We start from the raw sequence: 14,010 nt of genomic DNA, 5'->3' as shown, positions 1-14,010 counted from the left end.
CAAAGCGCTGCGGCTATAATCGCTATACCTTTGAGTTAAATAAAAATAGAAAGCATATGAAAATTTGGTTTATAACAGGTAGTGCCCGCGGTTTGGGCCGTAACCTAACAGAAGTAGTTTTGGCCCATGGTGATAAAGTTGCCGCAACTGCGCGAAATACAGCTGCCTTACAGGATCTGGTAGTTAAATATCCGGGGCAGGTTTTTCCGATCGAGCTTGATGTTACCGATTATGATCAGGTGCATTTGGCAGTAGAATCGGCAGTGGAGCATTTTGGCCAGATTGATGTACTGGTGAACAATGCGGGGTTCGGTATTGTAGGCGCTGCCGAAGCATTTACAGATGAGCAGGTGAGAAGTCAGCTGGAAACCAACCTGTACGCACCCATTGAAATAACCCGCGCTGTTTTACCTTTTATGCGCAGGCAACGTTCGGGACGGATTTTACAAATCAGCTCGATAGGTGGTCGTGTGGGTAACGCTGGTATTGGTATTTATCAGGCGGCCAAATTCGGGTTGAGTGGCTTTAGCGAGGTGTTGGCCAAAGAAGTAATCGATTTCGGGATTTATGTAACCAGTGTAGAGCCCGGTGGTTTCAGGACAGATTGGGCAGGCGATTCGATGACCTATGCACCGCATATTGAAGGTTATGAAAAAGTAGAGCAACGTGCCGAATATTTTAAAAACGGCGGATTTGTACCCATGGGCGATCCGGCCAAGGCAGCCAAAGTGATGCTGGATTTGGTAGATAGTACTGAACCGCCTGTGCATTTGGTTTTAGGTAGCGAAGCCATTGGCATGTTAAAAAATGCCGATGAAGCGCGTACTGCCGAAATGGAAAAATGGATGGCCGTGAGTGTATCAACTGATCATGATGAGGCCGATAATTTCCTTACTTCTAATTTGGGCAAAACCTTTTTGAAAAAGTAAATGCAGCTGAATAGAGCATGGCTATGGCGCAATAGCTGTGTTCTATTTAGCTACTTTATAATAGCTGCTAAGCTGCAATTGCAGCTTTTTATTTTATAAATTTGATTACATGCAAGAAAATAAAAAGCCCAATATCCTCTATTCCTGTTATTCGCGAAAAAACAGCGAGGGCGAGCAGTTTATTGCTCAGCATAATTTTGGGTTCATGATTTCGGGTAGCTCGGAGCATTTTATAGGAGGCGAAAAATTTGTTTTCAAACCGGGCGATTTCCGTTTTTTTAAAAGGAACCAGCTTACCCGCTGGACTAAATTTCCACCCGCAGGTGGCGAATACCGCTCTATTTCTATTTCGATAGATCAGGATACTTTGCACAGCATTAGCGAAGAGTATAACCTTACAGCTACAGGCCCCGATAACGGGCAGGGGGCGATGCTACTGGAACCGAATAACCTGCTAAAGCACTATATCGATTCTTTAGTGCCTTACCTGGATGGCAGCAATGAATTTAATAAAGGTTTAACCAATTTGAAGGTAAAGGAAGCGGTGATGGTATTGCTCGAAACCAATCCGGGCTTAAAAAATGTGCTGTTCGATTTTTCTGAACCGGGTAAGCTTGACCTGGAGGCCTATATGAACGAGCATTATAAGTTTAATATAGATATTAAACGTTTTGCCTATTTAACCGGCAGGAGTCTAGCTGCTTTTAAGCGCGATTTCCAGAAAATTTTTAATACCGCGCCAAACCGTTGGTTACAGCAAAAGCGCCTAGCCGATGCCCATTACCTGATCAGGGAAAAAGGCTGGAAATCATCTGATGTATATCTGGAAGTTGGTTTTAAAGATTTGTCGCATTTTTCTTTCGCTTTTAAAAAGGCTTATGGTGTTGCACCATCGAGGATTGGAGCAGCTATCTGAAAAGTGTAACGCTGCCTGATAGTTTCTTTGTGCCACCATTTGCAGTAATCAGATAAAAATAGGTGCCAACAGGTATGGTTTTGCCTGCTAAAGTGCCATCCCAGGGAATAGCATAGCCTCTTGATTGAAATATAATACTTCCGTTCCGGTTAAAAACCTGTACTAAATCGGTATTGCCAATTGCTTTTATCTGCCAGTAATCATTCACCCCATCGCCATTTGGCGAAAAGGAATTGGGTAACAGTATTTCACAATCGTTTCTAACGGCTACGCGGATAAAGTTAGAATAGGCTATGGCATTAGCCAGGCAAGATCCTGAACCAAAAGCCTGACAGCTTATTACATCCTCGTCTTTTAGCATAGTGCTTGTAAATGTACTTCCGATTTGGTTGGTCTGCTGGTCATTTACAAACCATTTGATAACAGCCTCTGTGTTAGAATTGCCTCGGGTTTGTGCCGTAAAGGTAACAGCTGAACCTGCGCAGGAAGCATCGGTTGTATTGGCTGCAATTTCTACACTAAAGGCGGTGTAAGGTGTAACTTCAACAATAATTTGATTGGATTGGGCGGAAAGCGGAATACAATAATCGTTGTTGGTTACCACCAGCGAAATTCTGTCGCCGTTGGTCAGGCTGTTTGTAGTGTAGGTGGCGTTATTATTAGCAACGTCTACGTCGTTAATCAACCATATATAACTGGGGTTGGCACCTGCGTTATCGGTTGCGGCATGAAAAGATACGGTAGAACCTTCACAGATGTAAACAGTTGATGTGCTGACAATGGCATAGGGTTTCTGCAGGTTAGATACCGTTAGCAGTTGGGTAGCCGTTTCGACTCCGTTGCTTGCGGTTATTGTTGCTGCCCCAGGCCCGTAAAAGTGTATTTTTCCGTTAATGATATCGGCTACATCAGGCTCGCTCGATGTATAGGTTATGGGTAGGCTGCTGGTGGCCATCGGGTCAAAATCAGGATCACATATTCTTTTGGGGGGAATGGGTGGAAACCTTATGGCCCTTAAACCAGAACTTTCACAAGTTTTAATGGCATTGAAAGGCAGAGGATGAGCTGCAGCAAAGGTGTTTACTTCGTAATGAACAAGGGAAAGTTCACGGGCAGTTAAGCATTTAGATGAGAGTACTGTCGCAATAAAAAAACAGAACAGTTTGAGGGCGTTTGCTTGAGGCTTCACGTAATTTAGATCGGCAATATAATAGGGCTAAAGTAGGTAAATATCAATGCCGGCAATTAAAATTACTGTAAACAAAAAAACACCATTCTGTTAAGACTGGTGTTTTTTGTTAAGATTCTATGAATGGCTAAATTGAGTCGGTAAACTGATGAAGACTATTAGAAACAAAAAAAGCATCAAATTGATGCTTTAAAATAAGTTAAACTTTTTTAGGAGGAAGATCGAAGGCAATTGCCTCATGCTCAAAATGGTCTTTATGTGAACCATCGCAAAAAGGTTTATTTTTAGAAAGGCCGCAACGGCAGATCGATACTACTTCTCTGCCCTGTAAGCCATAAGTATTTCCGTTTCTATCTACAATTTCGAAATCGCCTTCTATTTTAACGGATCCATTATTGTTAATGGTAAGTTTTGTTTTAGACATGTGTTTTGTTCGTTTCCTGCAAAACTAAAACATACTTACCGCAATCTCAGATCTGATTTCTATTTAGAAACATTCTCTGGTTCTCCTCCCTGTTCTTTTCTGATCACATAAGCCGTCATCTCCGTCCTGATTTTAAAACCGAGTTTTTGGTATAATTTAATGGCACCCAGATTGTCGTTTTTAACGTGTAAAAAAGGTATTTCGGCACGGTTAAGTATTCTTTTAATCTGCTCCTGTAAAATTTTAAGAGCATAACCCTTTCCCAAATGATCGGGATGGGTACAAACCGCACTTACTTCGCGGTAAGGAGTGGGGAAGAAGCGGTGACCAGCCATGGCAATCAATTGGTTTTCGGCAAATATGCCTATGTAGTTACCCAATTCGATGGTTTTGGCTAAAAACGGTCCCGGTTTGGTAAGCTCAACCAGGGCCGACATTTCGGTTACGTGGCTTTGATCAAGGTCAGTAAGCCCTCCGTTTGTGCTTTCGGGCATGTTTACTCCTTCATAAACCAGTTGAAACATATCAATTTGCATGTGTAAAGTCCAAAGGGCTGGTATGGTTAATGGCGCTTTAGAAAAGACTACAAACAAACTGTCGGCTTCGCTGATTTTGTAAAGTGTTTGCAGGTTTTCTGCCGAATTATCTTTTAAGCCTGCAAATGCAGCAATATCTTTCTGGTAGTATTTAACCCCCTCAACACCTTTTGCAAAATGAGCGTGCGCCGATGTTAAGGCATGGTAAATGGGATTATCAAGCAGGTGTTCCATGCTGCAAAGATATTCAATAGGCAATTAAAATCCTGCTTTGCAGTGGCAACTCAGGGCCTTGCTGTGTACTATGAATGTAAAAATGATTCGATTAAACCGGCAGTAAATTCGAGTGTTTTAGGGTTGATATCAGGCGCACAGATTTCCCCAATCATACTGCCATGTATGCCGGGTAAAATGGTTAAGCGCGAATTTTCAATCAATCGCGACATTTTAACCAGATGTTCCGGCGTAATTACATCACGATCGGCCAGCATGAGTAAAGCATCTGCTTTAATGCCTGCAATTTCATCATCACTCAGATCAATGTAGTGTAGCATGCGCTGTTTATCTTTCTCAAACATATTCTGCAGCCCGGCAGGGTCGGGGTTCAGTTCCAGATATGATTTTTTAAGTCCTTCTGGCATGTGCGCTAAAGTAGCGTCTCCGAAGCCATCGTAAAAACCGGCTATTAGTCCTGTTTTCTGGTAATTGGCCGAAATAACAATAATTTTATTCACTACAATGGGGTAGCGTACAGCAATGTGCAGGGTGGTGGTACCACCATTGCTAAACCCCAGGAAATTGGCTTTAGCGATATCGAGCTGCTCAAGCAGGGTAACCACATCGTTTGCATCCTGCTCAAAAGATTCGGGCGCATCGCGATCACCGGTACGACCATGTGCCTGTAGTTCAACAGCAATAAGTTTGTTGTTTTGGGCCAGATAGGGGATAAAGTTGCCAAAGTTGGATGGTATGGTAGAACCGCCGCCGTGGATCAATACCAAAGGAATTTCGCCTTTGCCATAAATCTCGTAATACATACTGATCCCGTTAACGGATTTTGTGCCAGTTGTTTTTTCAATTTCCATATCTATATTATTTTGCTTTATCCTTTTTCGCCCCTTGCCAGTGGCCATTTATTTTATAAATTTAGCATAAGTAAGCCATTAAATTATAACACTGTTCCGGATATTGTTAAAAAATATATTACCCGCATCTGCCAATCGCTAATGCGTTACCAGCAATTCATCCTTTTGTTTAAATCTGCTTTGTAGGCGTCAGAAACAGGGATCAGGTTATTGTTAATTACCAGCGTTTTGCCCTCTACCTTATCAATTTTACTAATGTTAATGATAAATGACCGGTGCACACGCAGAAAAATATCAACGGGTAATTTCTTTTCTATGGTTTTAAGGGAAGAGTGGATGGTATGATCTTGTTCGTCGACATTTATTTTTACATAATCGCCTAAGGCCTCGAGGTAGTTGATGTCTCTGATTTTAAGTTTGCACACTGCATTTGACATTAGGTTGTGCAAGCACTATAAGGCAAATTACGCCACAGTGAGTAAGCTGCTTTTAAGGCATCTTCGTGCACAGCTGCAAGCCAACGTCATTTCACAAAATATTCACGTTATTGCCTGGGTTTTAGCGGGTACCGTAATCACGAGCGTTTTTCGAAAGATATTGCTGAAGATATTTCTCTGCCAAGAGCCACCGCAAAGATTTAAGATTACACCAAACACAGCCCTCTGCTAAGCCGGTTAGTAGCAATAACGATGTTAATAAAAATAAAATCTCATACCCAGAGACTTAAAAAAAAGCGGTTTGAAGATCCATTTAAGGATGATAAATTTGCCGGATGACAGTTACGGTACTCGCTATATTAGACACAGAGTTCAGGCAAGAGCCTGCCCTGGCAAAGATCATGAACAACAGGTTACAGCGGGTAGCGAAAGAACTTAAAGAGATTCACCTCTCAGCACTGCTTGATAAGCGGACAGTACCTGAGAACCTTATCGTACATATCAGTTATACCACCAGGTACAAAATACGTTATCGCATAGTAAATAAAGTTCCCAACATTATAGCATATTTCGTAGCAGAGCAATGCAGCAGACTGGGCTATATACTTTGGAAGGAAGTCCTTTCAGAACAAGGCTCATATTATCGTTTATAAAAGCTATCCACCAGGTGCTGTAACCTTCTGGAGTACAGCTTGCCATCTGGCTATTACTCCTATTTTCAGTGTGCACTTTTTTATTTCCGGGTAGATTTATTTCTTATAAAATAAGGTGTTCTCACTCAAGAGAACACCTTATTTTGATTAAATGAAATGCCACCAGGGCGCAATAAGATTATTCCTCCTCACTATTTTTCATCTTGGAGAGCAAATCGTAGGTTCCTTTCAGCACTACTTTGCCTGAGAAATCCCTGCCAGCGGGCATGTTTACTTCCAGATAACCACCCTCTGAAATTCCTGCGCTTACTGCTACCATTTCGAAATTATAGGAAGGACCGGTATTTTCTGCCCCCTGATTTTGATTCTGGGCAGTTTTACCTTTATTGTCAGCTTCGTTCTTTACGAAAATGTATTTTTTACCTTCGAAATCTACTACAGCGGCTACAGGTAGTGTCATTACTTTTACAGAACCGGTTTCAATAAATGCTTTAAGGTAAGTGCCTGGAATAAAAGCTGTACTACCCTGAGCGATGGCATGAACAGTTACGGTTTTGTCGGCATTAATTTCTCCACCTACCAGTTGTACTACAGCACTGCGCTGGGTTGAATCGTTGGTAAGAGAAAAAATCACTTTCTGGCCTTTCTTTACCATTTGAGCATCTTTCTCAAAAACATTCAGTTCAACATGTAGGTTCGCGCTGTTCACAATTTCGAACATCACATCATTCGGTGCTACAAACTTGCCGGTATTTACGTTCACTTTGGTTACATAGCCAGTAATTGGGGCATAAATATTAATCTGGCTCCTGATATTTCCGGCATTGAGCGATGAAGGGTTGATATTGATCAGCTGCAAACGCGCTTTCAGGGCACTTACCCTAGCGAGGTTCCCCTGATAAGCAGCTTTTGCCTGTTGAAGTGTTTTCTGTGCATTTACATTCTGCTGTGCCAGGGTTAATTGCCGTTTGTATTCGGCATCAGTGAGCTCAAGCTGGCTTTTGCTTTCCAGGTAGTCTTGCTGCAGCTGTACATACTCCTGGTTCTGCAATATCGCAATCACCTGGCCTTTACTTACCTTAATTCCCTGAAGCAGCGGTGTAGATTTGACGATACCACCCATTTGGGTGGTAATACTGATCAGGTTTTGAGGAGGGACATCGATAAATCCGTTTACTTTAAGCATGCCGCTTAGGGAACGAAGTTCGGGGCTGCCCAATGCTATACCAACTGCTTTATATTGCGATGCAGTTAATTCGACAGCATTACTTTCCGCTGCAGTACTGTCTGCCTGGATCTCTGTAGCAGCAGCATCTTTTTCCTTATTACCACAAGAAGAAAGCGAGATGGCTAGAACAGCGATGCAGGAGATTCGGTTAAGGACTTTAATTACTTTTTTCATTTGATATCTTATTTGCCTTTTAGGTACTGTAATGTGAATATGGATTGATTATATTGATTAATAGCCGCCAGGTAGTTAAAGCGGATATCTGAGTAGGTGCGAATGGCCTGCAGGTATTCAATATAGCCGATTTCGCCAGCCTGAAAAGCAATCTGGGCCTGCTTTAAGATCAGGTTTACATTGGGCAGGGCGCTATCTTTATAGTAAGCTATACTTTTTGAATTTTTGAGCATATCCTGATAAGCCTGTTCATAGCGCCCCCTTAAATCGGATTGGGATAATAGAAACTCACTTTCGGCAAGCTGCTTATCTATTTTGGCCGCCTTGATCCGTGAAGAGAATGGTTTAAAAAACAAAGGAACTGAGATGCCTGCGGATATACCCTGGAAACGCTTGCCGCCACCGTAATAAATATCCTGGCCGTTTATGTTCTGAAGTCCAATAAACGATTGGTTAAAATAACCGATATTAAAATCGGGGCCTGAACGCGAACGTTCTACTCTGATGGCTTTATCGGCGATATCAATTTGCTGGCGTAGCAGCAAAAGAGTTGGATTTTCTGTTGTTACTTTATCACCCTGCTCAGCCAACCAAAGGATTTGCTTAAAATCAGTGTTTACCAGAATAACCTCTTCTTTGGTATTCAACAGGCGTTTAAGTTCGGCAGAATAAGCCAGTATATCGGCCTTGTTTTTACTCATCTGGTTGCGAACTTCGTTATACTGTGTTTCAGCAGTGGTTTTCTCCAGCAGGTTAGTCTCGCCGGCCTTATAGCGCAATGATGCCGCTTTTAAGAAATTGCTGTACACACTATCCTGACTAATGTACAGCCTTTCCAATGCCTTAAAATATGCTAACTGTGTATAAACGCTCCGTACCTGATAGCTCAGCTCCTGTTGGGTAACGCTTAATCCGATTTCTGCATTTTTGATCTGGGCATCGTAAAGATTCCGCTGGCTTGTGAATAAACCGGGATAAGGAATATTCTGGGTAGCAGAGAAGTTATTATCCCTTTTGATGGTATTGATCTGACCGTATTGGACATCAATATTGGTTTTACCTAAATCAGTTGAACTGCCCTTAAGTGCCTGTTGCTTGCTAATTTGTAAGGCAGCGGATTTGACAGCCTGATTACTGCCAATGGCTATATTTACTGCCTGTTCCATGCTCATGCCCCGGGCTGGAGCAGTTTGTGCCTGAGCTGAGTTTGAGAAAGTGCATATGCCGACAAATAGCAGCAGAGTTAAAATGGCTGGTGGAGCTGCAGTTTTCTTTCTGCTTTTAAAGCCCTCGAAATAAGTGTATAACACGGGTAAAACAATTAAAGTTAAAATAGTAGAGGTAATTAGCCCGCCAATTACAACTGTAGCCAGCGGTTTTTGTACCTCCGCACCTGCAGCGCTTGAAATGGCCATTGGCAGGAAACCCAGCGAGGCTACTGTCGCAGTCATTAATACCGGACGTAGCCGAATAGCCGTGCCTTCGAGCACAATGTCTCTAATGCTGTATTTGTTCATTTTTTTTAGCCGGTTGAATTCGGTAATTAGCACAATACCATTAAGTACGGCCACACCAAAAAGTGCAATAAAACCTACGCCTGCAGAAATGCTGAACGGCATTCCCCTTAAAAGCAACCCCAGGATACCACCAATGGCGGCCATAGGAATGGCTGAGAAAATAAGCACCGATTGTTTTACTGAACCAAAAGAGAAGTAAAGCAGGAGCAGGATCAGCAGCAAGGCCACCGGAACGGCAATTGATAGCCTGGCCGTTGCCTCTTTAAGGTTTTCAAACTGGCCTCCGTAAGTGATGTAATATCCAGCAGGTAGTTTAATTTGCTCGTTGATCTTCGCTTCAATTTCGCTTACCACGCTCTGGATATCCCGCCCCCGAACATTTAAGCCTACAATAATTCTTCTTTTAGTATCTTCTCTCTGAATCTGGTTAGGGCCAACCTTAAATTCAACATCAGCCAGCTGATCTAAAGGAACCTGATTGCCATTGGGAGCAGAAACATATACATTTTTCACATCATCAATCCCTTTACGGTTGGCCTGAGACAATCGAACGGTGATATCATAACGCTGTTCGCCTTCGTAAACCAGTCCGGCCGATTGACCTGCAAATGCGGTATTCAAAGCCTGATTTACTGTTTCTACGCTCAGGCCATACTGCGCAATCCGGTCACGGTTAATTTTTACTACAATTTGTGGTAGCCCGGTGGCCTGTTCCAGGTATAAATCTTTTGCTCCCTGAACACCTGAAACGATTTTACCTATTTTCTGTGAAAGAGCGGTCAGTGTTTCTAGATCGTCACCGAAAACCTTGATCCCGATATCCTGCCTAACACCCGAGATCAGCTCATTGGAACGGAGTTGGATAGGCTGAGAAAATCCGAAGCTTACCCCGGGAACTTCTTCTAACGCTTTGCTCATCAGCTCGGCCAGTTCTTCCCTATCATGAGTGGTTGTCCATTCTTTTTTGTTCTTTAATACGATAGTTAAATCGCAGGCTTCCATCGGCATTGGATCTGTTGGGATTTCAGCAGCCCCCACTTTACCAATTACTTCTTTTACTTCGGGGAATTTCTCTACCAGTATTTTTGAGGCCTGGTTAACTTTATCAATGGTTTGAGAGAGCGAACTACCAGTTAGTAGCCTGGTTTCTACAGCAAAATCCCCCTCTTCCAGGGTTGGAATAAATTCTCCGCCCATTCTGGTGAAGATAAACGCGCTGATGGCCAGCAGCAGTACCGAGGCGATGACAACAAGTTTCCTATGATTAAGTGCACCTTTAATCATAGGCGTATACCTTCTCTGGAAAAAATCCATCATGCGGTCAGAAAAGTTCCGTTTATGTGCAACTTTCTTGCTCAGCAAGAGCGAGGATACCATGGGCACATAAGTTAATGATAATATAAATGCACCGATAATGGCAAAAGATACCGTTTGTGCCATAGGGCCAAACATTTTTCCTTCAATGCCAACCAAAGCCAGGATTGGCAGGTAAACAATGAGGATAATAATCTGGCCAAATGCTGCGGCGCTCATCATGCGAACAGCTGATTTCTCTACTTGAGCATCCATTTCAGGTTGTGTGTATGCCCGACCTAATTTATTCCCGGATAGGATGTGCATGGTAGCCTCCACAATAATTACCGCCCCGTCTACAATGAGACCGAAATCAATAGCCCCGAGGCTCATCAGGTTGCCTGATACCCCAAAAAGGTTCATCATTGAAATGGCAAAGAGCATCGCCAGTGGAATTACGGAGGCTACAACTAGCCCAGCACGGAAATTCCCAAGAAAAAGTACCAGTACAAAAATAACAATCAGTGCCCCCTCGATTAGGTTTTTAGCTACAGTACCCATGGCGCGGTCTACCAGTGCGCTCCTGTCGAGAAAAGGCTCGATGGTAACGCCTTGTGGCAGGGTTTTGTTAATGCGGGCGATTTTAGCCTTCACCTGCTTTACCACATTATTGGCATTCGCCCCTTTGAGCATCATTACAATACCGCCCACTGCTTCACCCTCACCTTGTTTTGTAGCCCGGGTTAAGGCGCCATAACGGATCGAATTTCCAATTTGAACCGTCGCAATATCACGGATTAGCACAGGAATGCCATTGGTATTATTCTTTACTACAATTTTGTTGATGTCCTCCAGGTTCTCGACCAAGCCCTCACTTCTGATGAAATAAGCATTTGGCTTTTTATCTATATAGGCACCTCCTGTATTCTGGTTGTTCTTTTCCAAAGCAGAAAAAACATCGCTTATACTTAAGTTTAAACTTCGGAGTTTATCGGGATCAAGGGCGATTTCATACTGTTTAAGCAAACCGCCAAAACTGTTTACCTCGGCAATACCAGGTGTGCCAAGAAGCTGCCTCCTTACAATCCAGTCCTGGATACTTCGAAGTTCACGGGCATTGAATTTATTTTCAAATCCGGGTTTAGCATGTACAACATATTGATAGATTTCCCCAAGACCTGTTGATATTGGTGAGATTTCAGGATTTCCCAATCCCTGGGGGATGTTGTTCCTGGCCTCGGAAAGCTTTTCGTTTACCTGCTGCCGAGCCCAGTAAATATCCACATCATCATGAAATACGATGGTTACTACCGAAAGACCAAAGCGTGAAATAGAGCGTACCTGCTCAATTTCCGGAATGGTGGACATGGTTTGCTCAACAGGATAAGAAATAAGCCTTTCTACCTCCTGGGTAGCTAGCGAAGGACTTAATGTGATTACCTGAACCTGGTTATTGGTGATATCAGGAACGGCATCGATGGGTAGTTTTTTAAGGGAATAGATTCCCCATGCAATCAGCCCCAAAGTAAACAAGGCAATAATGAGCTTGTTCTTAATGGAGAACTGAATAATATTTTGAAGCATTATTCTTTCAATTAAGTTTAAAACAAAAAATAGCAATGCAGGACGATGCTACACCAATCTTATTGGGACGCACTCCGACATCGAAAAAAATTGAATTAACCTAATTTAGGCGGTTGCCAAACGGATAGGGGTAAAGAGGTCACCTGGCTAGGTGCTAAAATCTGATAATCTGAAATTACCTGTGGAAATATTATGGCAATTGAAATTGGTTTTGAAACCTCGCTCATCACACTGCAGCAGGAACACATACAGAATGGCGAGCATAGATCGTTAACATCTGTTTTTGAGGAATGGGAAACCTCTTGTGCTGTTGGCGCGTTAACCCGCTGCTGAGAACTGCCCAAAGCAAATACATCTCTGCATGGCATGCAGCTGAGTATAATGATTAGAAGTCCTAAAAACAAACTGGTGTGTTTCACGCTATTTTTTTTTCAAAAGTAAATAAAATATTTAAATAACAAATTTTAAAACATGAACCATTATGGGTTTGTAGTCGGTTGATTGTCAAATATTTCAAGATGTAGCAAAATGAAAACCAATGTTCATCAGGCAGCAAAAACGATAGGTTGAGGTATTGTGAGGATGGATAAATATTGAACACTGAAAAATATTGATTATGCTTGACGGGAATAAATTTTCTAGCGTTATATTTGTTTTCTGGTTAACTTAGACTTTAGTTTAAGTATGCAAGCTAGAACATGGTTAACACTTATGAGGATTATAAACAGAAAATATGCAGACGTTCAATGGGTGGTTTAATCAATAAATTATTTGACAAATGAAACTGAAAATCGTACCAATACTACTGCTGATATTAATTGCCGGATGTAAAAAAACTAAAGTTTCCTATGATAAAAATACAGTAGCCTGTGGAATAAAAAATCCTTTGGAGAATTTACCCTGGCTTAAAAGTGAATTTCAGGATATTGCCGGTTTCCCTGAAACAAATGGCATAGTGCTTTATGAATTTAATGGCAAGGAAATTATTGATATTTACAAATCGTACTACAGTAGTTTAAATGGCCGGCAGTTTTATTGTGATGGCCAGCAAGTAAAGTTCGACTCAGGAAAAGATCTTCAGGACTACATTCAGATGAGGAAGAAAGTCTCTATATTATTTGGCCAAAAGTTCGCACTATCACAATAAACAAAAGGCTTAGCTACTTTTTCAATATTAAATCCTTTGTGCAATTCTGTTGCCAAATGGCCTGATTGCTGATTGCGCACTTTAAAATATTAAATATAGTGGGCCTGGTCAAAGTCCCAATATTTTCAATGTGCATAAGTATAATTCAGATATATTTGTAACATGTTAAATAGCGGCATCTTTCTGCCTGTCATCATCATTTGTGGTATGGCCTATAGCATTCTGGCCAAAAAACTGACCGTTATGGCCGCTGTTACCGGTGCAATAGTGGCACTTATTATTTTTAGCGCCTCAGGTTACACCGGGCTTGCCATGATGACCACCTTTTTTATCCTAGGTTCTGTAGCAACTTCATGGCAGCAATCAAAAAAACAACCTTTTGCCACCGGAGAAGAAACGAAGAAAGGTCGTAGTGCTTTACAGGTGTTGGCCAATGCTGGAGCTGCGGCGATTGCGGCTGTGCTAGCTTTAAGTTATCCGGGGCTTGGTTATTTAATGCTTCCGATAATAGCGGCATCTTTTGCCTCGGCTACAGCAGATACACTCTCCTCCGAGCTGGGTATGGTTTACGGAAGACGGTTTTTCAATATTGTTTCCTTCAGGCCCGAACCTTGCGGGATGGATGGAGTTATCAGCCTGGAGGGCACCCTGATCGGTGTTGCCGGTAGCTGTATTATCGCCAGTATTTATGCAGTTGGATCAGGGTGGAGCATTAGCTTTTTCTTTATTGTACTAGCAGGAACATTGGGTAACCTTACTGATTCTGTATTGGGGGCTTTGCTGGAGCGCAAGGGGATAATCGGAAATGATACAGTCAATTTTTTAAATACCTTAACAGCGGCGCTGGCGATGTTGTTGTTTGGAATATTTTATCTTTAAGATTCCCGTATATCTTCTA

At 42.3% G+C, this 14,010-nt stretch carries 13 protein-coding genes; 5 read left to right on the top strand and 8 right to left on the bottom strand.

Features of this window, described 5'->3' with window-relative positions; translation table 11 throughout:
* The first annotated feature begins 56 nt into the window (after positions 1 to 56).
* Together DBR40_RS01685 and DBR40_RS01680 are read left to right on the top strand one after the other, a co-directional pair.
* A complete protein-coding gene (locus tag DBR40_RS01685; RefSeq protein WP_124558074.1) occupies positions 57 to 929 on the top strand; it encodes an oxidoreductase in 873 nt (290 codons plus the stop codon).
* 109 nt (positions 930 to 1,038) lie between these two features.
* Entirely contained in the window at positions 1,039 to 1,845 is an 807-nt protein-coding gene (locus DBR40_RS01680; protein ID WP_124558073.1) for a helix-turn-helix domain-containing protein, read from the top strand.
* Here the strand turns inward: DBR40_RS01680 and DBR40_RS01675 are convergent.
* The 5 genes from DBR40_RS01675 to DBR40_RS01655 all read right to left on the bottom strand — a co-directional run bounded on the left by DBR40_RS01675 (position 1,838) and on the right by DBR40_RS01655 (position 5,516).
* Positions 1,838 to 3,034 (bottom strand): gliding motility-associated C-terminal domain-containing protein, encoded by a 1,197-nt coding sequence (locus tag DBR40_RS01675; protein WP_124558072.1) that lies wholly within the window; start codon positions 3,032 to 3,034, stop codon positions 1,838 to 1,840. The two genes, DBR40_RS01680 and DBR40_RS01675, sit on opposite strands and share 8 nt — an antisense overlap.
* Positions 3,035 to 3,233: 199 nt before the next feature.
* The gene (locus tag DBR40_RS01670; RefSeq protein WP_039472820.1) at positions 3,234 to 3,458 is read right to left on the bottom strand and encodes a CDGSH iron-sulfur domain-containing protein; all 225 of its coding nucleotides are present in this window, start codon (positions 3,456 to 3,458) and stop codon (positions 3,234 to 3,236) included.
* A gap of 59 nt (positions 3,459 to 3,517) precedes the next feature.
* Positions 3,518 to 4,228, bottom strand: a complete 711-nt coding sequence (locus DBR40_RS01665) for a GNAT family N-acetyltransferase (RefSeq protein WP_124558071.1) — start codon at positions 4,226 to 4,228, stop codon at positions 3,518 to 3,520.
* Between the two features lie 68 nt (positions 4,229 to 4,296).
* The gene (locus tag DBR40_RS01660) at positions 4,297 to 5,079 is read right to left on the bottom strand and encodes an alpha/beta fold hydrolase (protein ID WP_158673975.1); all 783 of its coding nucleotides are present in this window, start codon (positions 5,077 to 5,079) and stop codon (positions 4,297 to 4,299) included.
* Between the two features lie 146 nt (positions 5,080 to 5,225).
* Complete coding sequence (locus DBR40_RS01655) at positions 5,226 to 5,516, bottom strand: LytR/AlgR family response regulator transcription factor (RefSeq protein ID WP_124558069.1); 291 nt, start codon at positions 5,514 to 5,516, stop codon at positions 5,226 to 5,228.
* Positions 5,517 to 5,851: 335 nt separating this feature from the next.
* On the opposite strand from DBR40_RS01655, the gene DBR40_RS01650 reads away from it, so the two are divergent.
* On the top strand, positions 5,852 to 6,169 hold the full coding sequence (locus DBR40_RS01650) for a hypothetical protein (RefSeq protein ID WP_124558068.1): 318 nt from the start codon (positions 5,852 to 5,854) through the stop codon (positions 6,167 to 6,169).
* 178 nt (positions 6,170 to 6,347) lie between these two features.
* On the opposite strand, the gene DBR40_RS01645 is transcribed toward DBR40_RS01650, so the two are convergent.
* The 3 genes from DBR40_RS01645 to DBR40_RS27235 all read right to left on the bottom strand — a co-directional run bounded on the left by DBR40_RS01645 (position 6,348) and on the right by DBR40_RS27235 (position 12,384).
* The gene (locus tag DBR40_RS01645) at positions 6,348 to 7,571 is read right to left on the bottom strand and encodes an efflux RND transporter periplasmic adaptor subunit (RefSeq protein ID WP_124558067.1); all 1,224 of its coding nucleotides are present in this window, start codon (positions 7,569 to 7,571) and stop codon (positions 6,348 to 6,350) included.
* Between the two features lie 8 nt (positions 7,572 to 7,579).
* Positions 7,580 to 11,965: a CusA/CzcA family heavy metal efflux RND transporter gene (locus DBR40_RS01640; protein WP_124558066.1), complete on the bottom strand. Its 4,386-nt coding sequence runs from the start codon at positions 11,963 to 11,965 to the stop codon at positions 7,580 to 7,582.
* 95 nt (positions 11,966 to 12,060) lie between these two features.
* Positions 12,061 to 12,384 carry a DUF6660 family protein gene (locus tag DBR40_RS27235; RefSeq protein WP_410522632.1) on the bottom strand — a complete coding sequence of 108 codons (324 nt, stop codon included), beginning with the start codon at positions 12,382 to 12,384 and terminating at the stop codon, positions 12,061 to 12,063.
* Between the two features lie 359 nt (positions 12,385 to 12,743).
* Here DBR40_RS27235 and DBR40_RS01635 point away from each other — a divergent pair, with 359 nt between their 5' ends.
* Positions 12,744 to 13,112 (top strand): hypothetical protein, encoded by a 369-nt coding sequence (locus tag DBR40_RS01635; RefSeq protein WP_124558065.1) that lies wholly within the window; start codon positions 12,744 to 12,746, stop codon positions 13,110 to 13,112.
* A gap of 162 nt (positions 13,113 to 13,274) precedes the next feature.
* Entirely contained in the window at positions 13,275 to 13,991 is a 717-nt protein-coding gene (locus tag DBR40_RS01630) for a DUF92 domain-containing protein (RefSeq protein ID WP_124558064.1), read from the top strand.
* The last annotated feature ends 19 nt before the right edge of the window (positions 13,992 to 14,010 follow it).

Source organism: Pedobacter sp. KBW01, assembly GCF_003852395.1.
In the GTDB taxonomy this organism is placed as follows: Bacteria; Bacteroidota; Bacteroidia; order Sphingobacteriales; family Sphingobacteriaceae; genus Pedobacter.
The sequence above is the reverse complement of the archived record's forward strand: the minus strand, read 5'-3'. Positions and strand labels throughout refer to the sequence as shown.

Coding starts and splice junctions, on each gene's coding strand:
- DBR40_RS01685 (WP_124558074.1), top strand. CDS start 57: ATGAAAATTTGGTTTATAACAGGTAGTGCCCGCGGTTTGGGCCGTAAC.
- DBR40_RS01680 (WP_124558073.1), top strand. CDS start 1,039: ATGCAAGAAAATAAAAAGCCCAATATCCTCTATTCCTGTTATTCGCGA.
- DBR40_RS01670 (WP_039472820.1), bottom strand. CDS start 3,458: ATGTCTAAAACAAAACTTACCATTAACAATAATGGATCCGTTAAAATA.
- DBR40_RS01665 (WP_124558071.1), bottom strand. CDS start 4,228: ATGGAACACCTGCTTGATAATCCCATTTACCATGCCTTAACATCGGCG.
- DBR40_RS01660 (WP_158673975.1), bottom strand. CDS start 5,079: ATGGAAATTGAAAAAACAACTGGCACAAAATCCGTTAACGGGATCAGT.
- DBR40_RS01655 (WP_124558069.1), bottom strand. CDS start 5,516: ATGTCAAATGCAGTGTGCAAACTTAAAATCAGAGACATCAACTACCTC.
- DBR40_RS01650 (WP_124558068.1), top strand. CDS start 5,852: ATGACAGTTACGGTACTCGCTATATTAGACACAGAGTTCAGGCAAGAG.
- DBR40_RS01645 (WP_124558067.1), bottom strand. CDS start 7,571: ATGAAAAAAGTAATTAAAGTCCTTAACCGAATCTCCTGCATCGCTGTT.
- DBR40_RS01640 (WP_124558066.1), bottom strand. CDS start 11,965: ATGCTTCAAAATATTATTCAGTTCTCCATTAAGAACAAGCTCATTATT.
- DBR40_RS01635 (WP_124558065.1), top strand. CDS start 12,744: ATGAAACTGAAAATCGTACCAATACTACTGCTGATATTAATTGCCGGA.
- DBR40_RS01630 (WP_124558064.1), top strand. CDS start 13,275: ATGTTAAATAGCGGCATCTTTCTGCCTGTCATCATCATTTGTGGTATG.